This window comes from Sulfitobacter aestuariivivens, assembly GCF_014763045.1.
In the GTDB taxonomy this organism is placed as follows: domain Bacteria; phylum Pseudomonadota; class Alphaproteobacteria; order Rhodobacterales; family Rhodobacteraceae; genus Sulfitobacter; species Sulfitobacter aestuariivivens.
The window spans coordinates 29218-50417 of the sequence record NZ_JACTAG010000002.1 but is presented as its reverse complement, the minus strand read 5'-3'; the positions used below and the strand labels follow the sequence as shown (position 1 = coordinate 50417).

22 protein-coding genes are annotated in these 21200 nt (G+C 60.0%); 10 read left to right on the top strand and 12 right to left on the bottom strand.

All coding sequences use genetic code 11. The annotated features are described in order from the left end of the window. From H9Q16_RS09940 to H9Q16_RS09930, 3 genes are all read left to right on the top strand, one after another. Positions 1-1131, top strand: coding sequence for a cobalamin-independent methionine synthase II family protein (locus H9Q16_RS09940; protein WP_191075283.1), 1131 nt, complete (start codon positions 1-3; stop codon positions 1129-1131). Beyond that, the gene (locus tag H9Q16_RS09935; RefSeq protein ID WP_191075282.1) at positions 1128-1820 is read left to right on the top strand and encodes an RraA family protein; all 693 of its coding nucleotides are present in this window, start codon (positions 1128-1130) and stop codon (positions 1818-1820) included. Before H9Q16_RS09940 ends, H9Q16_RS09935 begins: the two co-directional genes overlap by 4 nt. A gap of 202 nt (positions 1821-2022) precedes the next feature. Next, entirely contained in the window at positions 2023-2568 is a 546-nt protein-coding gene (locus tag H9Q16_RS09930; RefSeq protein WP_191075281.1) for a hypothetical protein, read from the top strand. A gap of 33 nt (positions 2569-2601) precedes the next feature. On the opposite strand, the gene H9Q16_RS09925 is transcribed toward H9Q16_RS09930, so the two are convergent. The 9 genes from H9Q16_RS09925 to H9Q16_RS09885 form a co-directional block, all read right to left on the bottom strand. Then, positions 2602-3834, bottom strand: coding sequence for a mandelate racemase/muconate lactonizing enzyme family protein (locus tag H9Q16_RS09925; protein ID WP_191075280.1), 1233 nt, complete (start codon positions 3832-3834; stop codon positions 2602-2604). 18 nt (positions 3835-3852) lie between these two features. Further along, the gene (locus tag H9Q16_RS09920) at positions 3853-4941 is read right to left on the bottom strand and encodes a zinc-binding dehydrogenase (RefSeq protein ID WP_191075279.1); all 1089 of its coding nucleotides are present in this window, start codon (positions 4939-4941) and stop codon (positions 3853-3855) included. A gap of 81 nt (positions 4942-5022) precedes the next feature. Continuing rightward, on the bottom strand, positions 5023-6231 hold the full coding sequence (locus H9Q16_RS09915) for a TCR/Tet family MFS transporter (protein WP_191075278.1): 1209 nt from the start codon (positions 6229-6231) through the stop codon (positions 5023-5025). A 5-nt stretch (positions 6232-6236) separates the two neighbouring features. Further along, on the bottom strand, positions 6237-7562 hold the full coding sequence (locus H9Q16_RS09910) for a lyase family protein (RefSeq protein ID WP_191075277.1): 1326 nt from the start codon (positions 7560-7562) through the stop codon (positions 6237-6239). Beyond that, positions 7563-8351 carry a 3-oxoadipate enol-lactonase gene (pcaD, locus tag H9Q16_RS09905; RefSeq protein WP_191075276.1) on the bottom strand — a complete coding sequence of 263 codons (789 nt, stop codon included), beginning with the start codon at positions 8349-8351 and terminating at the stop codon, positions 7563-7565. Then, on the bottom strand, positions 8351-9550 hold the full coding sequence (locus H9Q16_RS09900) for an endonuclease/exonuclease/phosphatase family protein (RefSeq protein ID WP_191075275.1): 1200 nt from the start codon (positions 9548-9550) through the stop codon (positions 8351-8353). Before H9Q16_RS09900 ends, pcaD begins: the two co-directional genes overlap by 1 nt. Next, positions 9547-10515 (bottom strand): threonine ammonia-lyase, encoded by a 969-nt coding sequence (locus H9Q16_RS09895; protein ID WP_191075274.1) that lies wholly within the window; start codon positions 10513-10515, stop codon positions 9547-9549. The genes H9Q16_RS09900 and H9Q16_RS09895 overlap by 4 nt, the downstream gene beginning before the upstream one ends. After that, positions 10512-11336, bottom strand: a complete 825-nt coding sequence (locus H9Q16_RS09890; RefSeq protein WP_191075273.1) for an alpha/beta fold hydrolase — start codon at positions 11334-11336, stop codon at positions 10512-10514. The genes H9Q16_RS09895 and H9Q16_RS09890 overlap by 4 nt, the downstream gene beginning before the upstream one ends. Next, the gene (locus tag H9Q16_RS09885; RefSeq protein ID WP_191075272.1) at positions 11336-12022 is read right to left on the bottom strand and encodes a haloacid dehalogenase type II; all 687 of its coding nucleotides are present in this window, start codon (positions 12020-12022) and stop codon (positions 11336-11338) included. The genes H9Q16_RS09890 and H9Q16_RS09885 overlap by 1 nt, the downstream gene beginning before the upstream one ends. 184 nt (positions 12023-12206) lie before the next feature. Here H9Q16_RS09885 and H9Q16_RS09880 point away from each other — a divergent pair, with 184 nt between their 5' ends. Continuing rightward, positions 12207-12635: an FKBP-type peptidyl-prolyl cis-trans isomerase gene (locus tag H9Q16_RS09880; protein ID WP_191075271.1), complete on the top strand. Its 429-nt coding sequence runs from the start codon at positions 12207-12209 to the stop codon at positions 12633-12635. Here H9Q16_RS09880 and H9Q16_RS09875 read toward each other — a convergent pair. Further along, the gene (locus H9Q16_RS09875) at positions 12632-13021 is read right to left on the bottom strand and encodes a hypothetical protein (protein WP_191075270.1); all 390 of its coding nucleotides are present in this window, start codon (positions 13019-13021) and stop codon (positions 12632-12634) included. The two genes, H9Q16_RS09880 and H9Q16_RS09875, sit on opposite strands and share 4 nt — an antisense overlap. 121 nt (positions 13022-13142) lie before the next feature. On the opposite strand from H9Q16_RS09875, the gene H9Q16_RS09870 reads away from it, so the two are divergent. Next, positions 13143-14249 carry a THUMP domain-containing class I SAM-dependent RNA methyltransferase gene (locus tag H9Q16_RS09870; protein ID WP_191075269.1) on the top strand — a complete coding sequence of 369 codons (1107 nt, stop codon included), beginning with the start codon at positions 13143-13145 and terminating at the stop codon, positions 14247-14249. A gap of 10 nt (positions 14250-14259) precedes the next feature. On the opposite strand, the gene H9Q16_RS09865 is transcribed toward H9Q16_RS09870, so the two are convergent. Further along, the gene (locus H9Q16_RS09865) at positions 14260-15051 is read right to left on the bottom strand and encodes an enoyl-ACP reductase FabI (RefSeq protein WP_191075268.1); all 792 of its coding nucleotides are present in this window, start codon (positions 15049-15051) and stop codon (positions 14260-14262) included. Positions 15052-15054: 3 nt separating this feature from the next. Further along, positions 15055-16284, bottom strand: coding sequence for a beta-ketoacyl-ACP synthase I (gene fabB / locus H9Q16_RS09860; protein ID WP_191075267.1), 1230 nt, complete (start codon positions 16282-16284; stop codon positions 15055-15057). 127 nt (positions 16285-16411) lie between these two features. Between fabB and H9Q16_RS09855 the strand changes: the two genes are divergently transcribed. The 5 genes from H9Q16_RS09855 (at position 16412) to H9Q16_RS09835 (ending at position 21197) form a co-directional block, all read left to right on the top strand. Continuing rightward, complete coding sequence (locus H9Q16_RS09855) at positions 16412-16798, top strand: nuclear transport factor 2 family protein (protein WP_191075266.1); 387 nt, start codon at positions 16412-16414, stop codon at positions 16796-16798. A 122-nt stretch (positions 16799-16920) separates the two neighbouring features. Next, complete coding sequence (locus H9Q16_RS09850) at positions 16921-17946, top strand: LacI family DNA-binding transcriptional regulator (RefSeq protein WP_191075265.1); 1026 nt, start codon at positions 16921-16923, stop codon at positions 17944-17946. Positions 17947-18093: 147 nt separating this feature from the next. After that, entirely contained in the window at positions 18094-19368 is a 1275-nt protein-coding gene (locus H9Q16_RS09845; RefSeq protein WP_386260528.1) for an ABC transporter substrate-binding protein, read from the top strand. Positions 19369-19497: 129 nt separating this feature from the next. Beyond that, a complete protein-coding gene (locus H9Q16_RS09840; RefSeq protein WP_191075263.1) occupies positions 19498-20364 on the top strand; it encodes a carbohydrate ABC transporter permease in 867 nt (288 codons plus the stop codon). A 2-nt stretch (positions 20365-20366) separates the two neighbouring features. Then, a complete protein-coding gene (locus tag H9Q16_RS09835) occupies positions 20367-21197 on the top strand; it encodes a carbohydrate ABC transporter permease (RefSeq protein ID WP_191075262.1) in 831 nt (276 codons plus the stop codon). Positions 21198-21200: the final 3 nt, after the last annotated feature.

Genomic DNA, 21200 nt, shown 5'->3' with positions numbered 1-21200 from the left:
ATGAGCATCAAAACAACGTCCGTCGGCTCCATGCCGCGGCCACAGGAGGTCGTGGATTTCATCTTTGCCCGCGAAAACGAAACCCCCTACGCGCAGGCGGATTTCGACGCCTGCATGACGCGCAATGTCTCTGAAACGGTGCGCCGCCAGATCGAGGCGGGTGTCGATATCGTCAGCGATGGCGAGACATCTAAGATCAGCTATGCGACCTACGTCAAAGACCGCTATACCGGATTTTCCGGCGACAGCCCGCGCAACGCGCCTGCGGACCTCAAGAAATTCCCCTCGTTCCTCAAGCGGCTGGCAGATGATGGCGGCACCCCTCAATACGCGCGACCAATGTGTACCGGTGACGTCAGATCCAAAGGGCAGGAAGAGCTTAACAAGGACATCAGCAATCTTAAGGCTGCGATGGCAGAGCACGGCGCCGAGCGGGGGTTCATGAATGCCGCGTCGCCCGGTGTGATTTCGCTGTTTCTTCAAAACGATCACTACAAGTCGCGCGAGGCCTATCTGGCAGCCCTCGCCGATGCGATGAAAGAGGAGTACCAGACCATCGTTGCTGCCGGGCTTGATCTGCAGCTTGATTGCCCTGATCTGGCGCTATCGCGGCACATGCTGTTCAATGATCTGAGCGACGCAGAATTCCTTAAGATTGCAAACAGCCATGTCGAGGCGCTGAACCACGCGTTGCAGGACGTGCCACAGGACAAGGTGCGCATTCACATCTGCTGGGGGAACTACGAAGGCCCGCACGTCTGCGATATCGGGATGGAAAAGGTGTTCGACACCCTGATGTCGACCAAATCCCGCTATGTGCTTTTTGAAACGTCCAACCCGCGCCATGCCCATGAATGGACCGTGTTCCGGGACCGAAAGGGCGATATCCCGGACGATAAGGTACTGGTTCCCGGCGTGGTCGATACCACTACGAACTTTGTCGAACACCCCGAGGTCGTGGCCCAGCGGATCGAACGCTTTGCGGACATCGTCGGGCCGGAGCGCGTCATAGCAGGCTCTGACTGCGGATTTGGCACCTTTGCGGGCTATGGCGCGGTCGATCCGGAGATTGCCTATGCCAAGATGAATGCGATGTCGCAGGGCGCTAAACTGGCGAGTGCGCGGGTATGAACGAGAGCCTGCACGCGCTGTTGAAACGCTGCGATACGCCTACGGTGTGCAATGCCATCGAGGTGGCGCAGGGCAAGCGGGGGTTCAATGATTTCACCCGTGGGACGATGCAATCCTCTGCCCCCGGTGCGGCGATGGTGGGCTACGCGCGTACCGCCCGCATTCAGGCGGTGAACCCACCCACCGAAGATGCTGATGTGATCAGGGCGCGGCGCATGGCCTACTACAAGTACATGGCCGAAGGCCCGCGCCCGGGTGTGGCCGTGGTTCAGGATATGGATGTGCCAAACGCCATCGGTGCCTATTGGGGCGAAATCAACACAAACGTGCACAAGGCCTTTGGTTTGTCCGGTGCGCTGACGGACGGTGTGATGCGCGATCTTGGCGATCTGCCGGACGGGTTTCCTGTGGTTGCAGGGTCGATCGGGCCAAGCCATGGATTTGTGCATGTGGTGGACTTTGACCAGCCTGTCGAAGTGCAGGGCATGTCTGTCGCGCCCGGCGCACTTGTTCATGCAGACAGGCACGGTGCAGTGGTGATCCCGCAGGATGTGATACCGGCACTGGAAGCGGCCATTGCGCAGCTTTTCAAGTCTGAAAAAGTCGTGCTGGACGCCACCAAGGGCAAGCGGATCGATTTCGAGGCATTCGAGGGCGCATGGGCTGCGTTCGAGGCGTCGCGTACCTGACGCCTTTTTGTGGTGATGTCAGCGGCAGCGCTATATCTGGTGTTCTAAAGCCTTGTCGCCGCTTTATTGAGCGCGCGTGACGCAAAATTGCATCACTTTTCATGCAAATCCGCTACAAACCGAAACGTGATCCGGCAGCGTTTGATCGGTGACGAAAATTTTCGTCAGATAATATAACGCGTGACCCTTTGCCGGAGTTCCAATGAAAAGTTTTCTTTTTTCAGCCTTCTTCGTTTTGTCCCTTTCGCATACGGCAGGAGCCGAAACAAAAACCTCCGCCTGTGATGTGGCTGGGCCGGGTGCCGCATTCTGCCAGGGTGAAACGTTTTCGCGTCTGGATGGCGGCGAAACGACGGGCATGAGCTTTTGGCTGCATCAGGCAGGGTATTTATCAAAGGTGGTGGTGCAGGAGGTGCCGGAAGAGGACGCGGTGCAGTCCGATATCGAATCCCTGATCATCGACAGTGTATCGCAGCAGGCCGTTGCTCTTGGTCGCGGGTTTGAATTTATCGACCTTAGTTCAGCGACCGCCGCTGGCGCCCCATTTGGAACGCTCAGCTACAACCTTGCCCATGCCAAGGGGGATCAGGCCATTCTGCACAGCTATGTCGCGGTGAAAGGGTTGATCGTGCAGGTTATCAGTCAGATTGCCATCAAAGAGGCCAGCCGCGACCCTGCCGCCTTGCAAAACGCCCATGCCGAAGCCCTGAGCGCGTTGGAACTGACCTCGCAGGATCCGGAAACCTGAGCACGGCCTGCCAGACTGCGCGCGTGGTGTTCGTTAGTCCCGCGGGGCTGGTGCGCCGCCTTCGAAGGCATTGCCATTGACGTAATCACAGGGCTCTTCGCGCATCTCGAGGTGCAGGTGATCCCCGGTCAGGGGGTGGGCCCGGGCCAGGTCTTCGTCCACGTCGATCCCCAATCCGGGGGCTGTCGGCGCGGGGATGAAGCCGTCCTCTACCCGTATGGCGCTTTTGATCAGGGCATCATGGAAGGGCGTCTCGATGGTTTCGGCCATCAGGATGTTGGGAATACTGACGCCCAGGTGGATGTTCGCGGCCCATTCTACGGGCCCGGCGTAAAGATGCGGCGCCATCTGCGCGTTAAAGACTTCTGCCAATGCGGCGACCTTCTTCATCTCCCAGATGCCCCCGGCGCGGCCCAGTGCGGGTTGCAGGATCGTGGCCGCTCCCGATTGCAAGACAGACGCGAATTCGGCCTTTGTCGTCAGCCGCTCGCCAGTGGAGACAGGGATGCGCACAGCGCGCGCGACCTTGGCCATTTCTTCGACGTTGTCTGGCGGAATGGGCTCTTCGAACCACAAGGGCGCATAGGGTTCTAACGCCTGTCCCAGACGGATTGCGCCTGCGGTGGTGAATTGACCGTGAGTGCCAAAGAGCAGATCGGCCTTGTCGCCCACAGCCTCGCGGATCGCCTTGCAGAACGCGACAGACATCGAAATGTCCGACATCGCGGGCATATGTCCCCCCCGGAGGGTGTAGGGGCCTGCCGGATCAAACTTGATCGCGGTGTATCCGCGAGCCACGCAATCGGCGGCGGCCTCGGCTGCCATCTCGGGTGAGGTCCAGAAGGCACCGAGATCGTGGTGGGGCAGGGGGTAGAGATAGGTATAGGCGCGGATGCGGTCGTTCATCTTGCCGCCCAGCAATGCATAGACCGGGCGGTCGCGGTCTTTGCCAAGGATGTCCCAGCAGGCGATCTCCAGCCCGGAAAAGGCGCCCATGACGGTGAGATCGGGGCGTTGGGTAAAGCCGCTGGAATAGACACGGCGGAACATCAGTTCGATGTTCTCGGGATTTTCGCCTGCCATATGGCGTTCGAACACATCCCGGATGACGTGTTCCATCGCGCGCGGGCCGACAGAAGAGGCATAGCATTCGCCCCAACCGGTCACGCCGGTATCGGTGGTGACCTTCACCAGAATCCAGTAACGCCCGCCCCAGCCGGGGGCTGGCGGGCTGGTGATGATGACGTCGAGATCTTGAAGTTTCATTGCCAGCCCTCTGAAGTGTCAGGTGTCAAAGACGATGACATTGCGCCGCGCAGCACCCGTCTTGGTATCTTCGATGGCTTCGTTGATCTGATCCAGAGACCATGTGCCCGATATCAGCTCATCCAGTTTCAGACGGCCTTGTTCATACAGGTCCACCATCCATGGGATGTCCCGCTGGATGACAACATCGCCCATTTTGGAACCGACCATGCCTTGGCCGGTTGCGGCCAGCATAACTGGCTCATAGGTCGACATCGCGCCTGAATGCGGCATGCCGACCATGATCACCTTGCCGCCGCCTGCCAGATACCTGGGGGCGGCGTCATAGGCAGGCACAGCACCCACTGTCACGATCACCGCGTCCGCGCCACGACCCATCGCCTTCATCGCCTTGCGCCATGGTTTGGCGTCGGTCGCCAGTACACCGTCGGTCGCACCAAACTCGCGGGCGATGTCCAGCTTTTCCTCGCTCATGTCTACGGCCACGATGCGCCGCGCCCCCGCGATCCGCGCGCCCTGAATGGCGTTGAGTCCGACGCCGCCTGCGCCGATCACCACCACGTCCTGGCCTGCGCGCAGGTTGGCAGCATTGACGACGGCACCCACGCCGGTGATGACGCCGCAGGCAATCAGGCACGCGGACGGCATGGGGATCTCGTCGGTGATTTTCACAACCTGCACCGCTTCGACCACAACTTTTTCGGCAAATGCGCCAGATGCCATCGCCTGATTGAGCTTGCCGCCATCAGCGGTTTTCAAGGGCCCGTGATCCCCATCAACCGGGGTTTCGCAGACGGTCGGTTTGCCCCCGGCACATGAGGGGCACGTCCCGCAGGCGCGAATGAGCGTGACAATCACCGGATCGCCCATTTTGAGTCCACGCACATTCGGACCCATGCCGGTGATGCGCCCGGCGGCTTCGTGGCCGTAGACGGCTGGCAATGACCCGCCCCAGCCGCCGCTGGCAAAGGAGATATCGGAATGGCAGATCGCCACGGCCTCGAGTGTGACCTCCACTTCGCTGCCCTCGGGCGCGCGCAATTGGACGTCCTCGATGACAAGGGGGGCGCCAAATTCATGGGCAACGGCGGCTTTGATGGTTTGCACGTGGCGCGTCCTTTCGGGCTGGTCTGGTTTTGCGGCAGGGTTGCGCGGATTCTGTCTTCCGCGCAAGAGTTGAAACACAGCCTAACTTGGGGTCGAGCGCCGTCGTGGCCGCAGCAGAAACAAAACCAACGCCAGCAGCGCCAGCCCCATCGCCAGTAAAAAAGGTGCGCCGGGCAGATAGACGGGTGCCCCTTCGCTGGCAAACCGCGAGAACGTCGCGGTCATCACAAGCGGGGACAGGATCATCGCCAGCGATCCCGCAGAGGTAAGCGCGCCCTGCAGCTCGCCCTGCGCATTGTCTGCCACACGTTGCGACATGATGCCCTGCAATGCAGGCGCAATGACACCGCCCAATGCCGCCAGCGGGGTAAGCATGAGCGCCATCCAGCCTGAGGTTGTCAGAGAGAGTGCGCAATAGCCCGCGATCGCAAACAGGTGACCTGCCACAACGGTGCCACGTTCTCCGATAAACCTGAGGGCGACGCGGATCAGACCGGCCTGTACCAGCGCCATGACCACCCCAAAGAATGCCAGCGAGACGCCGATCATCCGAGGCTCCCACTCGAAACGCTCTACTGCGAAATAGGGCCAGACCGATGGGTAGACCGCAAAGGCAACGTGATAAAGAAAATAGACCAGCAGCAACTGCTTGACTCCGGGCAGCCTTCCCAGGTGTTTGAGCGCGCCAAAGGGGTTTGCACGGGACAGCGAGAACGGGCGGCGGTTCTCGTCTTTGACGCTTTCGCGCAACACAAAGTATCCAAGTGCTGCGTTGCATGCTGACAAAACCGCGGCGGCCCAGAATGGCGCGCGCGTGCCGAATTCGGCCAGAAAACCACCGATCAGCGGCCCGAGCACAAAGCCGGCGCCAAAGCTTGCGCCGATGAGGCCAAAGTTTGCCGCGCGCTTTTCCGGCGCTGAAATGTCCGCCATATAGGCTGCTGCAGTGGATTGCGTGGCCGCTGTGATCCCGCCCACGATCCTTCCTGCCAGCAACAGCCACACACTGCCCGCAACGGCCAGCACGACATAGTCAGCCGCCATGACCAGCGTGGAGATCAGCAGGATGGGCCGGCGACCAAACCGGTCCGAGAGGCCGCCAAGGACCGGGCCAAAGAGAAACTGCATCACCGCAAAGCTCGTCGACAGGATGCCACCCCAAAGGGCGGCCTGCGCAAGTGTGCCACCATGGACCTCCTGAATGAGGTCCGGCATCACCGGGATCATCAGACCGATGCCCATCGCATCGATCATGACGGTCAACAGAATGAACAGGACTGCGGGGCGCATAGGGGTCAGAGCACGCGGGCGCGGGTGGCAAAGGCATGGGCCTGCGCCTCGGCCTCGCCGATGCCCGTTGCGGGGTCAAAAACCTCGGGCGGCAGATCGGGGTAGGCTGCCCGGGCCAGACCTTCCAGCGGCGCGCGCTTGGCAAGTGCTTCGTGGCAAAGCGCCTTGACCGCTTTTTGGGCCTCTGGTCGGGGCATGGTTTTCGAAAGGGCGAAACTTAGTGCTTCGGCGTTCACAAGGCCCAGACCGGCTGCCAGCGCTGCGTCCATCTGCACCGGGTGTGGCGTCATGTGCTCTGCCAGCGCTTTGGCGTGATGCAGCGCGGCGGAAAGGCCCAGACAAAGCTGAGGGACGACCATCCATTCGGTAAACCACGCCGCCCCGTCCCGTTGATGCGTATGATGGGCTGCGGTCTGAAGGCTGGCGCGCAGTCCGCTGAACTGCTGGCTCAGTGCGAGCATGGCACTTGCGCCCACCGGGTTCTGTTTTTGCGGCATGGTCGATGACGCACCTGCCGGGCCAAGGGCCACTTCGCCCACATCGCTGGAACTGAGCGCGATCAGGGTCTGTGCCATATGCCCCAGGGCAGCCATGACCTGACCCTGCCAGTCTGCAATGCGCAGGATCGGACCCCGATCCGTATGCCAGGACCGAGCGGGATCAGCTAACCCCAAGGCTTCGGCCAAGCCCTTGCGGGTTTCTGCGATCTGCGGCCCAAGTGCGGACCCGGTGCCGGCAGCACCGGACAGGGATACCCATAGCGACGCCGCCCGCAGACGTTCGAGCGCGTCCAGCGCGTCAATCAGCGGTGCGCCAAACTGTGCCAGAACTGCGCCCCAGGTTGTCGGTGTGGCGTGTTGCGCGTAGGTCCGGGCGGGCATGGCAAGGCCCGCATGATCTTTCGCGCTGGTGCCCAGGGCTTTGGCAACCATGATCAAATCTGCCTCGGCGAGGGCAAGTGCCTGGCGCAGGCGCAGCATCAGCCCGGTGTCGATAATGTCTTGGGATGTGGCGCCCCAGTGGGCGTACTGGGCGTGTTCGGGTGCTTTCATCTCAGCGCGAAAAGCGGTGACCAGACCGGGCACGCTGACCCCGTTCTGACCCGTCGCTTCGGCAAGCGCACCGGGGTCGATCTGCACCTCGAGCGAGGCGCGATGGATCGCGGCGGAAGAGATTTCGGGAATGACGCCAAGCCCACCCTGAACCTTGGCCAATGCCCCTTCGACCAGCAGCATCGCCCGAACGGCGGCCCCGTCAGAAAACAGGCGCCCGACCTCTCCGGTCGGGAAAAGCTGGCTGTAGAGGGGGCTGTCAAAGACACTGGCGGCCATTTAGATATGCCCCACCGATTTGAGAAAGTCGGTAAGCACGCGGGCGTATTCCGCAGGTTGTTCAACACAAGGCAGATGCCCCGCCTTGCGGATCAGATGGAACCTGGACGCCGGGATCAGGTCAACCGTTTCACGCACCAGATCGGGCGGGGTAGAGCCATCTTCGGATCCTGCAATGCCCAGCACCGGCAGGCGCAAACCGCTGGTCGGCGTGTAGAAATCCGTGCCGGATATGGCCGCCGAACAGCCCGCATAGCCTGCGGCCGTCTGCTGCACCAGCATATTGCGCCAAAGTTCCAATTCCGGCGTGGCGCAGAATTGGGCGGAGAACCAGCGCTCCATCACGGCATCGGCAAGGCTTTCTATGCCACCGTGTTCGACGCCCTTGATCCGCTCGGCCCAAAGATCCGGCGTGCCAATCTTGGCTGCGGTATTCGAAAGCACCATTGCGCGGATCAGATCAAGCCGTTTGACCGCGAGACCCTGGGCGATCATGCCGCCGATCGACAGACCTACAAAAACGCATTCCTTCACACCAACATGGTCCAGCAGGCGCTCGCAATCGGTAATCAGCGCGCCCATGGAGTAAGGTGCCGGGGGACAAGAGGACAACCCGTGCCCGCGCTTGTCAAATCGAATGATGCGCAACCCCTGAGGCAGGAGGGGCAAAATCGGATCCCAAAGCCGAAGATCCGTGCCCAGAGAATTGGCAAAGACCACCGGCGCGCCGTCGTCGGGCCCATCCACACGATAGTGCAGACGGACGTCCCCGGTATCGAATATCTGCATCACGATCCCTCCCGCATCTGAATGGTCGCCATGATCTGCCCGTGGTCTGAGGCGAGCTTGTTATAGGGCGCCTCCGGGTGGCTGCCATCGGTCAGATGATCGTTGAGCACACTGAAATACGCCATATGGCCGATGTGGTCCTGCCAGTCAGACAGAAAATGCCGCGACATCAGAATCCGGTCGATGCTTTCGTAGACGCCGCCAAACGCCGACGTATAGATCATGTCGCGCAAGCTTTTACTTACAAACAGTTTTTCCGCTGAGTGCAGACGCACAGCTTCGATGTCTTCGGTGATCTGCGCGCTTTCTTCATCTGAGTATCTATCGCCGCGGTGCTGGGCGTCATGGCGCAGCATCCAGGCATAGTTGCGGAACGGAACCTCGCCCGAAATGATCTCGGAACTGACAGCGTTTTCGCTGTCGTTGAAATCGCCCAGCACCATCACGGGGCGGTTCTGCTTCAGTTCTCCGATGATGGCACCGCGCAGCACCCAGGCTTCGGCCATCCGACGCATCGCCGAACGTGCAGCCCCCAGTGCGCGGCTTACCGGGTCGTAGTTTGTCAGGTCTGCTTCTGCGGGATATTCGTCCGCCCCTTCCTGCTTGATAAATTCACCCAGCTTGGATTTGAGGTGGCAGTTAAACACGGTCACAACAGTGCCCCCAACAGGCACCCGCACTTTCAGGATCGGGCGGCTGAGTTTCTGGATGCGGTAATAGCCCCCATCGCCATCCCCAAAGGTTTTGAATGGAATATCAAGCGGCTGATCCAGCACCTGAATGATCTGCGGTTCGTCGGCGAACCCCAGCCGTGACAGCACAGCCAGCCCCGGGCGCCGCTGCCCCGGTTGCCCGTCATGCACATTTGGGGCAAAAGCCAATGCGGCATTGCCGTAGTCGCGATAGGCCAGCCGGTCAAAAATTGCGCGGTGACGGTAACGTTTGTCCTCACCGGGCAGGGCGGCCTCATTATTGGACAGCCCGTATGTGTCGGCGCGCGCGATGGTGTCGCGCAGACTTTGTTCGTCGAAGATTTCCTGAAAACCGATGATATCGGCGTTTAATGCCGTGATCTGATCTGCCAGCCAGTCTTCTTTCCAGGCGTATTCCTCGGGTGTGTAGGATTGAAACTTGTAGTATTCCTGATCCGGCCCAATCAGGTTTTTGACGTTGAAACTGGCGATGGTGAACTGGGTCATAGGGTCTCCAGGGCGCGCTGAAACATTGGTGCGTCAACGTTGCCGCCTGAAATGGTGACAATCACATCTTCGCCGTCGATTTCATCTTGGCGAAAAAGCGCGGCGGCAAGGGCAGCAGCGCCGCCCGGTTCCGCCACAACCTTGAGGCGGTTGAAGGCATGGCCCATGGCCGCCAGCACGTCGTGTTCGCTGACCACAAGGCCCGGGCCACATAGGCGGTGCAGGATCGGGAAGGTGATGTCGCCCGGTTGCGGGGTCAGGATAGCGTCGCAGATGTTGCCTGCGCTGCGGTTATTCCGCTCAATCCCGCCAGAACGCAATGAGCGCGCCACATCGTCAAACCCTTCCGGCTCTGCCGGGCGGGCGCGCAGGCCTGGCGCTTCGGCTTCAAGCGCCAGGGCGATGCCGGATGTCAGACCGCCACCGCCACAGCAGACGATCACGTCGGCTTTGGTCACCCCGGCCTGAGCCGCCTGCTCTGCGATTTCCAGACCGCAAGTGCCTTGCCCGGCGATCACTTGCGGTTCATCGAAGGGCTTGATCAGGGTCAGGCCCCGTTTTGCGCTTAGATCAGCGCCAATTTCCTCGCGGTTTTCAGTCTCGCGGTCATAGAGGATCACCTCAGCCCCGAAGGCGCGCGTGTTCGCGATCTTGAGCGCGGGGGAATCCGACGGCATGACGATCACGGCGGCGACGCCGTGCAGTTTGGCAGCATAGGCCACCCCTTGCGCATGGTTGCCGCTGGAAAACGCGACGACGCCGCCACTGCGCTGGGCATCGTCCATGGCTGACAGCGCCGACCATGCCCCGCGAAACTTGAAACTGCCTGTGTGTTGCAAACACTCAGGCTTGACCCAGACCCGGCGGCCCGCAATGTCGTCAATAAAGGGCGAATTCAAGAACGGCGTGCGCCGCGCATGACCGCTCAGACGTTCAGCTGCAGCGCGGATCATATCAATGTTCATTGCATCGCCTCCACCCATGTGCGCAACGCGGCAATCGCTTCGGGCTCGTCCAGAAAGGGAATATGTCCGCGTCCGGGGACGACGGCGGTGATCATGTCAGGGCGACGGCGCTGCATCTCAGCAAGGGTGTCTGCCGCAAAGAGGTTCGAGTTCGCGCCCCGGATGCAGGCCAGCGGCAAGCCCGCCATGGCGTCGAAGTAGGGCCACAGGTCTGGCGCAGGCTGCGCGCCCTGGGCTTCAAGCGCGTCCCGCAGTTTGGGGTCATATGTGATCTGAAGCCCGTCGTCAGTCTGGGTATAATTCTTGACCACCTCGCGCATCCAGCGCTCTTCGGGGACGTTGTCAAACTCGGTGAAAACATGCGGCATGATCGCGGCGGCTTCGGCGTGGGTTCTGGCCGTCGGATTGCGGCCCAGATACCCCATGATGAATGCGATGCCTTTCGGGTCGATTTCCGGTCCGATATCGTTGAGGGCCACGCCCAGCAATCTGTCTTTTGCGCCCATCGCAAGCCCCATGGCGTTTAGCCCACCGCGCGACGTGCCGAGGATCGCGGTTTTTTCGATACCGAGATGATCCAGCAATTCCAGAACATCGCGGCATTCGATGGGCAGGGCGTAGTTTTCCCAGTTGTCATCGAAATCCGATTGTCCGCGCCCGCGATAATCCATCTTGATCAGCCTGTTGTCTGCAAGATGCGGTGTCACATAGTCGAAGTCTGCTGTGGTGCGGGTCAACCCGGGCAGACACAGGATCGGCAGGCCGGTCCCCTCGTCCGTAAAGTAAAGTTCAAGACCATCGGAAGAAGTGAAATGTGCCATCAGAGACCTGCCAGTTGAGGAATGCCAGTGAGATCGGTCAGAACGCGGGCGGGTGTCCAGGGCAAGCGGTCCATTGGCTCGCCTGCGCGATTAACCCATGCGGTGGTAAACCCATACCCCGTTGCCGCTGCCGCGTCCCATCCGTTGGAAGAGACGAAAAGCACCTCGGCCTTGACACAGCCAAAGTGGGTCCCGACCAGATCGTAAACAGAGGCGTCGGGTTTGAAGATGCCCACGCTTTCGACCGAGAGCGAGACATCCAGCACATCGCGGATCCCGGCGGAATTTACGGCGCCGTCCAGCATTTCCGGAGAGCCATTGGACAGAATTGCAGTGTTGAGACCCGCGTCTTTCAGCGTGCGCAGCATCTGCGGTACTTCCGGGTAAGCCTGCAATTCCCAATACAAAGCAAGCAACCTTTCGCGCAGGGCCGGATCACCCTCGTGGCCGGTTTTTTCCAAGGCCCAATCCAGGCCGTTTTGGGTGACTTCCCAGAAATCCGTATGGGACCGTGCGACCGCGCGTAGCCAGGAATACTGCAGTTGCTTGAGGCGCCAGTGTTCGGCCAGTTGCGGCCAGGTATCCTTGATGGCGGCAAAGGCCGGCTCTGACGCGGCCTGGCGGGCGGCGGCGGCAACGTCAAAAAGCGTGCCGTAGGCGTCAAAGACACATGTTGTGATGGGCATTGGGGTCTCCGGGCAATCCTTCGCGCCAGATTGTCACGGGGCGGCGGGGGGTGAAAGGCCAGAATTTGCCCTGGCCCCGGGGTTTACTCTTGGCTGTCGCTTTGACAGGTTGTCGCCGAACTGAGCACCCGCGCAAGACACGCGGCCTCCTCCTCCATTCCCCCCGACAGATAGGACCAAACCGATGGCCGAAGTTAAATCTGGCGATAAAGTCGCTATTCACTATACAGGCACGTTGCTTGACGGCACCACGTTCGACAGCTCTGACGGGCGGGACCCGCTGGAATTCGAGGTGGGCTCGGGCCAGATCATTCCCGGTCTGGATGTTGCCATTCCCGGGATGCAGGTCGGTGACAAGAAGACTGTCAAGATTGCCTGTCAGGACGCCTATGGCCCGCTGAACCCCGAAATGCGTCAGGCCGTGCCCCGGGAAGGGATCCCGGCGGATATCCCGCTTGAGGTCGGTACGCAGCTGCAGATGCAGACACCAGACGGGCAGGCGCTGCCGGTGATGGTGGTGGAACTTGACGAGGCAACCGTGACGCTGGATGCAAATCACCCGCTGGCGGGTAAGGATCTGCAGTTTGATATCGAGCTGATGAAGATCGGTTAGGGCCGGATGACGCCGGGGGCATTGTTCAGTCGCTGCTCAAGCGTGACGGCCTGTGCGGGTTTGGTCGCGCCATAGCGGTTGACCTTGATGTCGGGTGTGAGCGGGGCAGCCCCCGTCGGATTAGAGGTTTTGTTCGGTTTCCAGCTACTTTTTGCCGGGGCGTGCTGCGCGATATGACTTTGTTGCCCGGATACCTGCATGACCCTTGAAACCGCATCCATGCCCGCATTTATCAGCACGCGGCGCAACTCCGGGTCTGCGCGCAGGGTGGCGGCCACCGTGATCATCAACACAAAGCTGACGACCTTGGCCCAGAAAAACGCGCGCCGCGACCGGTCTTGACGCGAGACGCGCACTTGTTCGCGATATGTGTACGCAAGGGTCATTGCCATAGCTGTTGCAGAACACTGCGGCCAAATCTTGACAGTTCAGCGGAACTTTCAGAGTCCCGACGGATTTTTGAAAAAGCCCGTCGCCTCATTGGACAGCAGCGCGTAAGGAGAGGGCATGCAGCATTTCGAGATCTTTCTGGTCTGCCCGCCCGGCCTTGAACCCGTCCTTTGTCAGGAAGCGCACGAAAAGGGTTTCGTCAATCCGGTCGCCGTTCCCGGTGGCGTGACGGTGCAGGGCGATTGGTCCGAGGTCTGGCGTGCAAATCTGCAGATGCGTGGCGCCGCGCGCGTGCTGGCGCGCATCGGATCTTTCATGGCGTTTCATCTGGCGCAACTTGACAAGCGCAGCCGCAAGTTCCCCTGGGGCGATGTCCTGCGCCCGGATGTGCCTGTGAAGGTGCAGGTTAACTGCAAGGCCTCCAAAATTTATCACGCCAAGGCGGCACAGCAGCGGATCGAGACGGCGTTGCGGGACAGTCATGGCATTCCGGTCTCGGCTGACGCCGAGGTGGTGCTCAAGGTGCGGATCATCGACAATCAGGTCACGATCAGTATCGATACGTCCGGCGCGGCCCTGCATCAGCGCGGCCACAAGGAAGCCGTCGGAAAAGCGCCCATGCGGGAAAACCTTGCCGCGCTGTTTCTGCGTGCCTGTGGCTATGATGGGCAAGAGTCGGTGGTGGATCCGATGTGCGGCTCGGGCACATTTGTCATTGAAGCGGCAGAGATCGCGGCAGGGCTTTACCCCGGACGGTCGCGCGATTTCACGTTTCAGCAACTGGCATCCTACGATGCCGAGCGGTTCTCGGATTTGCGTGACGTTGGCGAGGGGTCGGTGTCTGCGGTGCAGAGTTTCGGTTCTGATCGCGATGCGGGCGCGATCCGCATGGCCAACGCCAACGCCGCGCGGGCAGGGGTGTCGGCATCGACGGTCTTTGCCTGTCATGGCGCGGCTGAGGTGCGCCCGCCTGAAGGCCCGCCAGGATTGGTCATCGTCAACCCACCGTATGGCGCGCGGATCGGGAACAAGAAGCTGCTCTATCCACTCTATGGCACATTCGGGCAGACCATGCTGTTGCACTTCAAGGGATGGCGGATTGGGCTGGTGACCTCAGAACCGCCGCTGGCCAAGGCGACTGGCCTGCCGTGGATGCCACAAGGGGCCGCGGTCGCCCACGGAGGCATGAAAGTCTGGTTGTGGCAGACGCCGGTATTGCGCTGAACTGCGGGTGTCAGAGGTATTCCTGCTGCGGCATCCCCAGAACATGGAATCCGCCGTCAACGCGGATGATCTCGCCGGTGGTGCAGGCACCCGCATCCGAGGCCAGATAGACGGCGGTACCTCCGACGGCTTCCAGCGTTGCGTTGGCGCGCAGGGGCGCGTTCTGGTCGGTGTGCTTGTAGGTCTTGCGCGCACCGCCAATGGCGGCCCCCGCCAGGGTTTTCATCGGGCCGGGGCTGATCGCGTTCACACGAATGCCATCGGGGCCCAGATCGTTGGCCAGATAGCGTGTGGCGCTTTCTAGCGCCGCCTTGGCCACACCCATCACATTGTAGTTCGGCACCACGCGGTTTGAGCCCTGATAAGTCAGCGTCATCAGTGTGCCGCCGTTTTCCAACATCAGCGGATGGGCCCGGCGGGCCACCTCGATAAAGCTGTAAGCCGAGATATCCATGGAATGTTTGAAGTTCGCGCGGGTGGTGTTCAAGAACCGGCCCGTCAGTTCGCTCTTGTCGGAAAACGCAATTGCGTGGACCACAAAGTCGATGGAGGGCCAGCGCGCGGCCAATTGCTCGAACGCGGTATCCAATGAGGCATCATCGGTCACGTCCACGTCTACCATGAAATCGCTGCCAACGCTTTCGGCGAGCGGCTTCAGGCGGCTGCCAAAGGCGTCGCCCTGATACGTGAACGCCAGCTCCGCGCCGGCCTCTGCCATGGCTTTCGCGATGCCCCAGGCGATGGAGCGTTCATTGGCCACGCCCATGATCAGGCCGCGCTTGCCTTTCAGAAGGTCTGACATGGCTTACCCCTTGAACTTTGAGAGGATCATCGACCCGTTGGTGCCGCCAAAACCGAAGGAATTGGTCATGACTGAATCAAGGCCCGCGTTCTCGACCAATTCGGTCGCAATCTCTTCGGGTTTCAAGGCCGGATCGAGTGTTTCCACATTGATCGATGGTGTGATGAAGTCGTGCTCGAGCATGAGGAGGCAGAAAATTGCCTCCATAGCGCCGGCTGACCCTTGCCCGTGACCTGTCATCGACTTGGTGGAACTGACAGGTGGTGTGGTGCCTTCACCAAAGACCCTCCGGACCGCCTCGATTTCGCCGACATCGCCCACTGGGGTAGATGTGCCATGGGCGTTGATGTAGCTGACATTGCGCCCCTCTGGCAGGGTTTCGAGCGCCAGTTGCATCGCGCGCGTGCCGCCCTCGCCCGAGGGCGCAACCATGTCGTGCCCGTCGGAGGTGGCCGCGAAACCAGTCACTTCCGCATAGATTTTCGCCCCGCGCGCCTGGGCATGTTCCAGGCTTTCGAGCACGACAATCCCACCGCCACCGGTAATCACGAACCCGTCGCGGTCCGCGTCAAAGGCGCGGGAGGCGCGTTCGGGCGTGTCGTTGTATTTCGAGGACATCGCGCCCATGGCGTCAAAGAGGCAGCTCAGCGTCCAGTCCAGTTCTTCGCCGCCGCCTGCAAACATCACGTCCTGTTTGCCCAGCATGATCTGTTCGGCTGCTGAGCCGATGCAGTGCAACGACGTAGAGCAAGCCGAGGTGATGGAATAGTTGATGCCCTTGATCTTGAACGCTGTGCTGAGGTTTGCGCTGATGGTCGAGGACATGCACTTGGGCACGGCAAAAGGCCCGATGCGCTTGGTGGCACCCGTCTTGTCCACCACATCATGCGCCGTTTTCATCGCGCTGGTTGAGGGCCCGCCAGAGCCTGCGATCAGTCCTGTGCGTGGATTGGAAATGACGTCTTCGCCCAGAGCGGCGTCGGCGATTGCCTGCTCCATGGCGATATAGGCGTAGGCCGCGCCGGGGCCCATGAACCGCAATGTGCGTTTGTCCACATGTTCGGACACATCGATCTTGAGCGTGCCCGCGACCTGACTGCGAAATCCGTGCTCGGCCATCTCTGCGCTGGCCTCGATGCCCGACGTGCCCGCCTTGAGCGCTGCGGTGACTTCTTCGGCGTTGTTCCCGATGGAGGAAACGATCCCAAGTCCAGTGACGACGACACGGCGCATACGCGCACTCCTTTGATCTCTTTTGATGCTATCTAGGCCAGAGCACAGGCGTGGCGCAACCAGATAGGGCTTTTGTCCTGCCCGCAATATCGCCAGTATGGACCCCGCTTGCAAAGGATGACACCCCGTGCAGAACACGCTGAAAGAGATGGTTTTGCGGTATTTCACAGCCGTGGATGCGGAAAATCTGGATGGTATTCTGGCCCTGTTGACCCCCGATTGTGTGTTCACGGTGGAAACCCATGGCGTTGACTTGCGTGGGCATGACGAAATTGCAGGCATGTTTCACCGTCTCTGGTCGGCCCATGAGGAAGTGCGACACCGAGATTTTCGCTTTGTAAGCGATCCGGCGAACAATCGGATCGCGGTGCAGTTTCTTGTTGAGAACGTGGAGCTGGACGGCAGTCTGACCCACAAGTCCAACTGCAATTTTTTTGATGCCGCCGGGGCGCAGTTTGACCGGATCAGCGTGTACATGGCCGGGGCAAATACGCTGCATGGGGAATCCGACTGAGCCCGCGCCGACCTTTCAAATTGGAAACTTTCCCCACCGGTAAATTGACGCGCGCAAAAATGTGAGTGTTAATTCGGAAACTTCCTGCCATAATCCCAGATGCAGACAAACCCGGGGGAGCCATGAGCAAAGTTCGCAATATGGAAGAGTTTGCCGCACTCAGCGGTATTTCGCGCCCGACGGTGTCGAAGTATTTCAACAACCCGGACAGCGTTCGTGCCTCGACCCGGGCGCGGATAGAGGCCGCCCTGGATCTGCACGACTATCGCCCGAATATTTTTGCGATGAACCAGAACCGCAAGCTGACCAAGAATTTGGGCATCGTGGTGCCCTATCTGGCGGATCCTTTCTTTGCCGAAATCGCGCGCAATCTTGAACAGCGGTGCATCGCGGCGGGGTACCGCCCAACGCTTTATTCCGCGCATGGCAAGACAGAAACCGAAATCGACATTCTGAACGATCTGCGCATGTTGAAACCGGCGGGGGTATTGCTTGCGCCCTTGGGGCGAACGTCAAATCGCGCAGAGATCGAAAAGTTTTGCAAGGACGTCCCGACTGTTCTGTTTGACAGTAATATCGAAGGGGTCGGTGCGGCTTTCGTAGGCTCTGACAATGCCAGTTTTATCAATCAAAGCGTCGAATACCTTTGCCGGTCGGGCGAGCCGCCGTTCTTTTTCGAGATGGAAACACCCGCCAACCCGAACGCGCGCAAACGCGCCTCGGCCTATGTCGCCAAAATGGAGCAACTGGGGCTGGAGCCTCGGATCGAGCAGGCAAAGGGAGAAGGCTGGGCTTTCGAAGAGATCGGTTATCAGGGGGCTGTCACGTTGCTGGAACGCGGCAAGATGCCGACCAATACCTTGCTGTGTAGCAATGACCGCCTCGCCATCGGTGTTCTGGCGGCCTTTTACGAACATGGAGTAAAGGTGGGGCGTGACGCTGATTGCCAGATGCGGGTGGCCGGGCACGATGACCATCCATTTGCACGCTTCACCGGCCCGTCTTTGACCACTGTGGCACATGATTACGACACCGTCGCGAACCGGTCCGTCGAAATGCTCTTCGATCTGATTCGTAATGACGGACGTTTCCACACCCGGCTGGAAGTGCTCTTTTCCAGTCATCTGGTTTTGCGGGCATCGGCCTGAAACGGCTGGAATTTTACGCGCGTAAAATATTTATTGACCCCGCGTTATCTTTCTTCTAGCCTCACGAGCAGCAAAATAATTTGCGTTTTGGGAGGAACATCTATGACAAGGCACGCAACATTTGGCGTGGTCAGCGCGCTTGCCGTGATGGCCGGCACATCGGCTTTTGCCGACGGCCACAGCAAGACAATCACGATCGCCACGGTGAACAACGGCGACATGATCCGCATGCAGGGCTACACCGACACCTTCACCGAAGCGACAGGCATCGGCGTGGAGTGGGTGACGCTGGAAGAAAACGTTCTGCGCCAGCGCGTCACCACGGACATCACTACGAAGGGTGGTCAGTTCGACATCATGACCATCGGCATGTACGAAACCCCGATCTGGGGATCGAATGGCTGGTTGGTGCCCCTGGACGATCTGTCTGCGGAATATGACGTCGATGACATCCTGCCCGCTATGCGTGGCGGTCTGAGCCATGATGGCACGCTGTATGCGGCGCCGTTCTATGGCGAAAGCTCGATGATCATGTATCGCACGGACCTGATGGAAGCCGCCGGCATGGAAATGCCCGACGCGCCGACCTGGCAGTTCATCCGCGAAGCGGCGGCTGCGATGACGGATCGTGACAACGAGATCAACGGCATCTGCCTGCGTGGTAAGGCCGGTTGGGGTGAAGGCGGTGCTTTTATCAACACCATGGCCAACTCATTTGGCGCACGTCCTGTCGATGAGGACTGGAACGCACAGCTCGATTCCGAGGCCTGGGCGAACACGCTGAACTTCTACACCGGCATGATGGAAGAATCCGGCCCGTCCGGCTATGCGACGAACGGCTTCAACGAGAACCTGTCGCTGTTCAATCAGGGCAAATGCGGCATGTGGATCGACGCCACCGTGGCGGCATCCTTTGTCACCAACCCCAACGACTCCGAGGTTGCTGACAGCGTTGGTTTCGCACTGGCACCCAACAGCGAAGGCGTCGACAAGAAGGCCAACTGGCTTTGGGCATGGGCGCTGGCCATCCCTGCAGGTACGCAGCAGGAAGCCGAAGCAAAGCAGTTCATCGAGTGGGCCACCTCCAAGGACTACATCGAGCTGGTCGCTGCCAAGGAAGGTTGGGCCAACGTTCCTCCGGGCGCGCGTACGTCGCTGTACGAAAACCCTGACTATCAGGCCGTTCCTTTCGCGCAGATGACGCTGGACTCGATCCTGTCGGCTGATCCGAACAACCCGACCGTGGACCCCGTTCCTTACGTCGGCATTCAGTTCGCTGCGATCCCCGAATGGGCTGGCTTCTGGACCGAAGTGAGTCAGGAATTCTCGGCAGCCTATGCCGGTCAGCAGACCGTCGAGGAAGCGCTTGCAAAGGCGCAGGCGATCACCAACGAAGCGTTGGAAGCCGCCGGCTACAAGTAAGCCGCCCCGTTCTGATACCTCAAAGGGCGGCGTGCCCGTCGCCCTTTGATCTCACGATTTCCAACGTTTTTGATGTCGCAACCCGGCAGCTCTGGTTTACGCAGGCTGTCAACGGAGGAGATGCATCCAATGGCGACCAAAGCTTCCCGATCTGCAGCCCGACTGATGATGGCCCCCGCAGTAATTCTGCTTTTGGGCTGGATGCTGGTGCCGCTGATCATGACCCTGTGGTTTTCGTTCCGCACCTATCTGCCCCTGCGTGGCGGTGATCAGGGGTGGACCGGTTTTGACAACTACGTCCGCTTTGTCACATCAAGCGCGTTCTGGCCTGCGGTTCTGACGACCCTCACGATTGTTCTGAGCGTCCTGATCATTACCGTCGCACTTGGCGTGTTGCTGGCCCTGCTGCTGGACAAGCCCATGTGGGGGCAGGGGATTGTGCGTATCCTTGTGATCGCGCCGTTCTTTGTGATGCCGACGGTGTCCGCGCTGGTCTGGAAGAACATGTTCATGGACCCGGTCAATGGCCTCTTTGCGCATCTTTGGCGTTTTTTCGGGGCCGAACCGGTCAGTTGGCTATCAGACGCGGCCATGCCCGCCATCATCATGATTGTCAGCTGGCAGTGGTTGCCCTTTGCAACACTCATTTTGCTCACCGCGATCCAGTCGCTGGACAGCGAGCAGCTGGAGGCCGCTGAAATGGATGGCGCGCCGACGCTGAAGCGGTTTTACCATATCATCCTGCCGCACCTCAGCCGCGCGATCACGATTGTGATCCTGATCCAGACGATCTTTCTTTTGGCCGTCTTCGCCGAGATTTTCGTGACCACAGGCGGTGCGTTTGGCACACGAACGTTGTCCTACCTGATCTTCCAGCGTGTGCTGGAAAGCCAGAATATCGGTCTTGGCTCCGCCGGTGGCGTCTATGCCATCATCCTTGCAAACATCGTCGCGATCTTCCTGATGCGGATCGTCGGCAAGAACCTGGATAACTGATCATGGCACGCGCAATTACACCCCGCCGCAAGTTGATGAACACCGGGTTTGCCTGGGCCGTCGGTTTGCTGATTTTCTTCCCGATCCTGTGGACCATTCTGACGTCGTTCAAGACCGAGGCACAGGCGATCGCCTCCCCGCCGATTTTTCTGAACTTTGACTGGACGATGGAAAACTACAGCATCGTGATGGAGCGGTCGAACTACGCGCGGTTTTTGTGGAATTCGGTCATCATTGCCGGGGGCTCTACGATCCTTGGTCTGATCATCGCGGTTCCGGCGGCATGGTCGATGGCCTTTGTGCCGTCCAAGCGCACCAAGGACATCCTGCTTTGGATGCTGTCGACCAAGATGCTGCCAGCCGTGGGTGTGCTCTACCCGATCTACCTGCTGTTCATTCAGCTTGGACTTCTGGACAGCCGCGCGGGTCTTGTGATCGTGATGATGCTGATCAACCTGCCGATTATTGTCTGGATGCTGTACACATACTTCCGCGAAATCCCCGTGGAAATTCTTGAAGCGGCCCGGATGGATGGCGCGACTCTGCGCGAAGAGGTGCTCTATATCCTCACGCCCATGGCGATCCCGGGCATTGCGTCGACGATGTTGCTGAACTTTATCCTTGCCTGGAACGAGGCCTTCTGGACCCTGAACTTGACAGCTGTCAACGCCGCGCCTCTGACGGCCTTCATCGCAAGCTATTCCAGCCCCGAGGGCCTGTTCTTTGCGAAGCTGAGTGCTGCCTCGACCATGGCGATTGCGCCGATCCTCATCCTTGGCTGGTTCAGCCAGAAACAACTTGTCCGTGGCCTGACGTTTGGCGCGGTGAAATAAGGA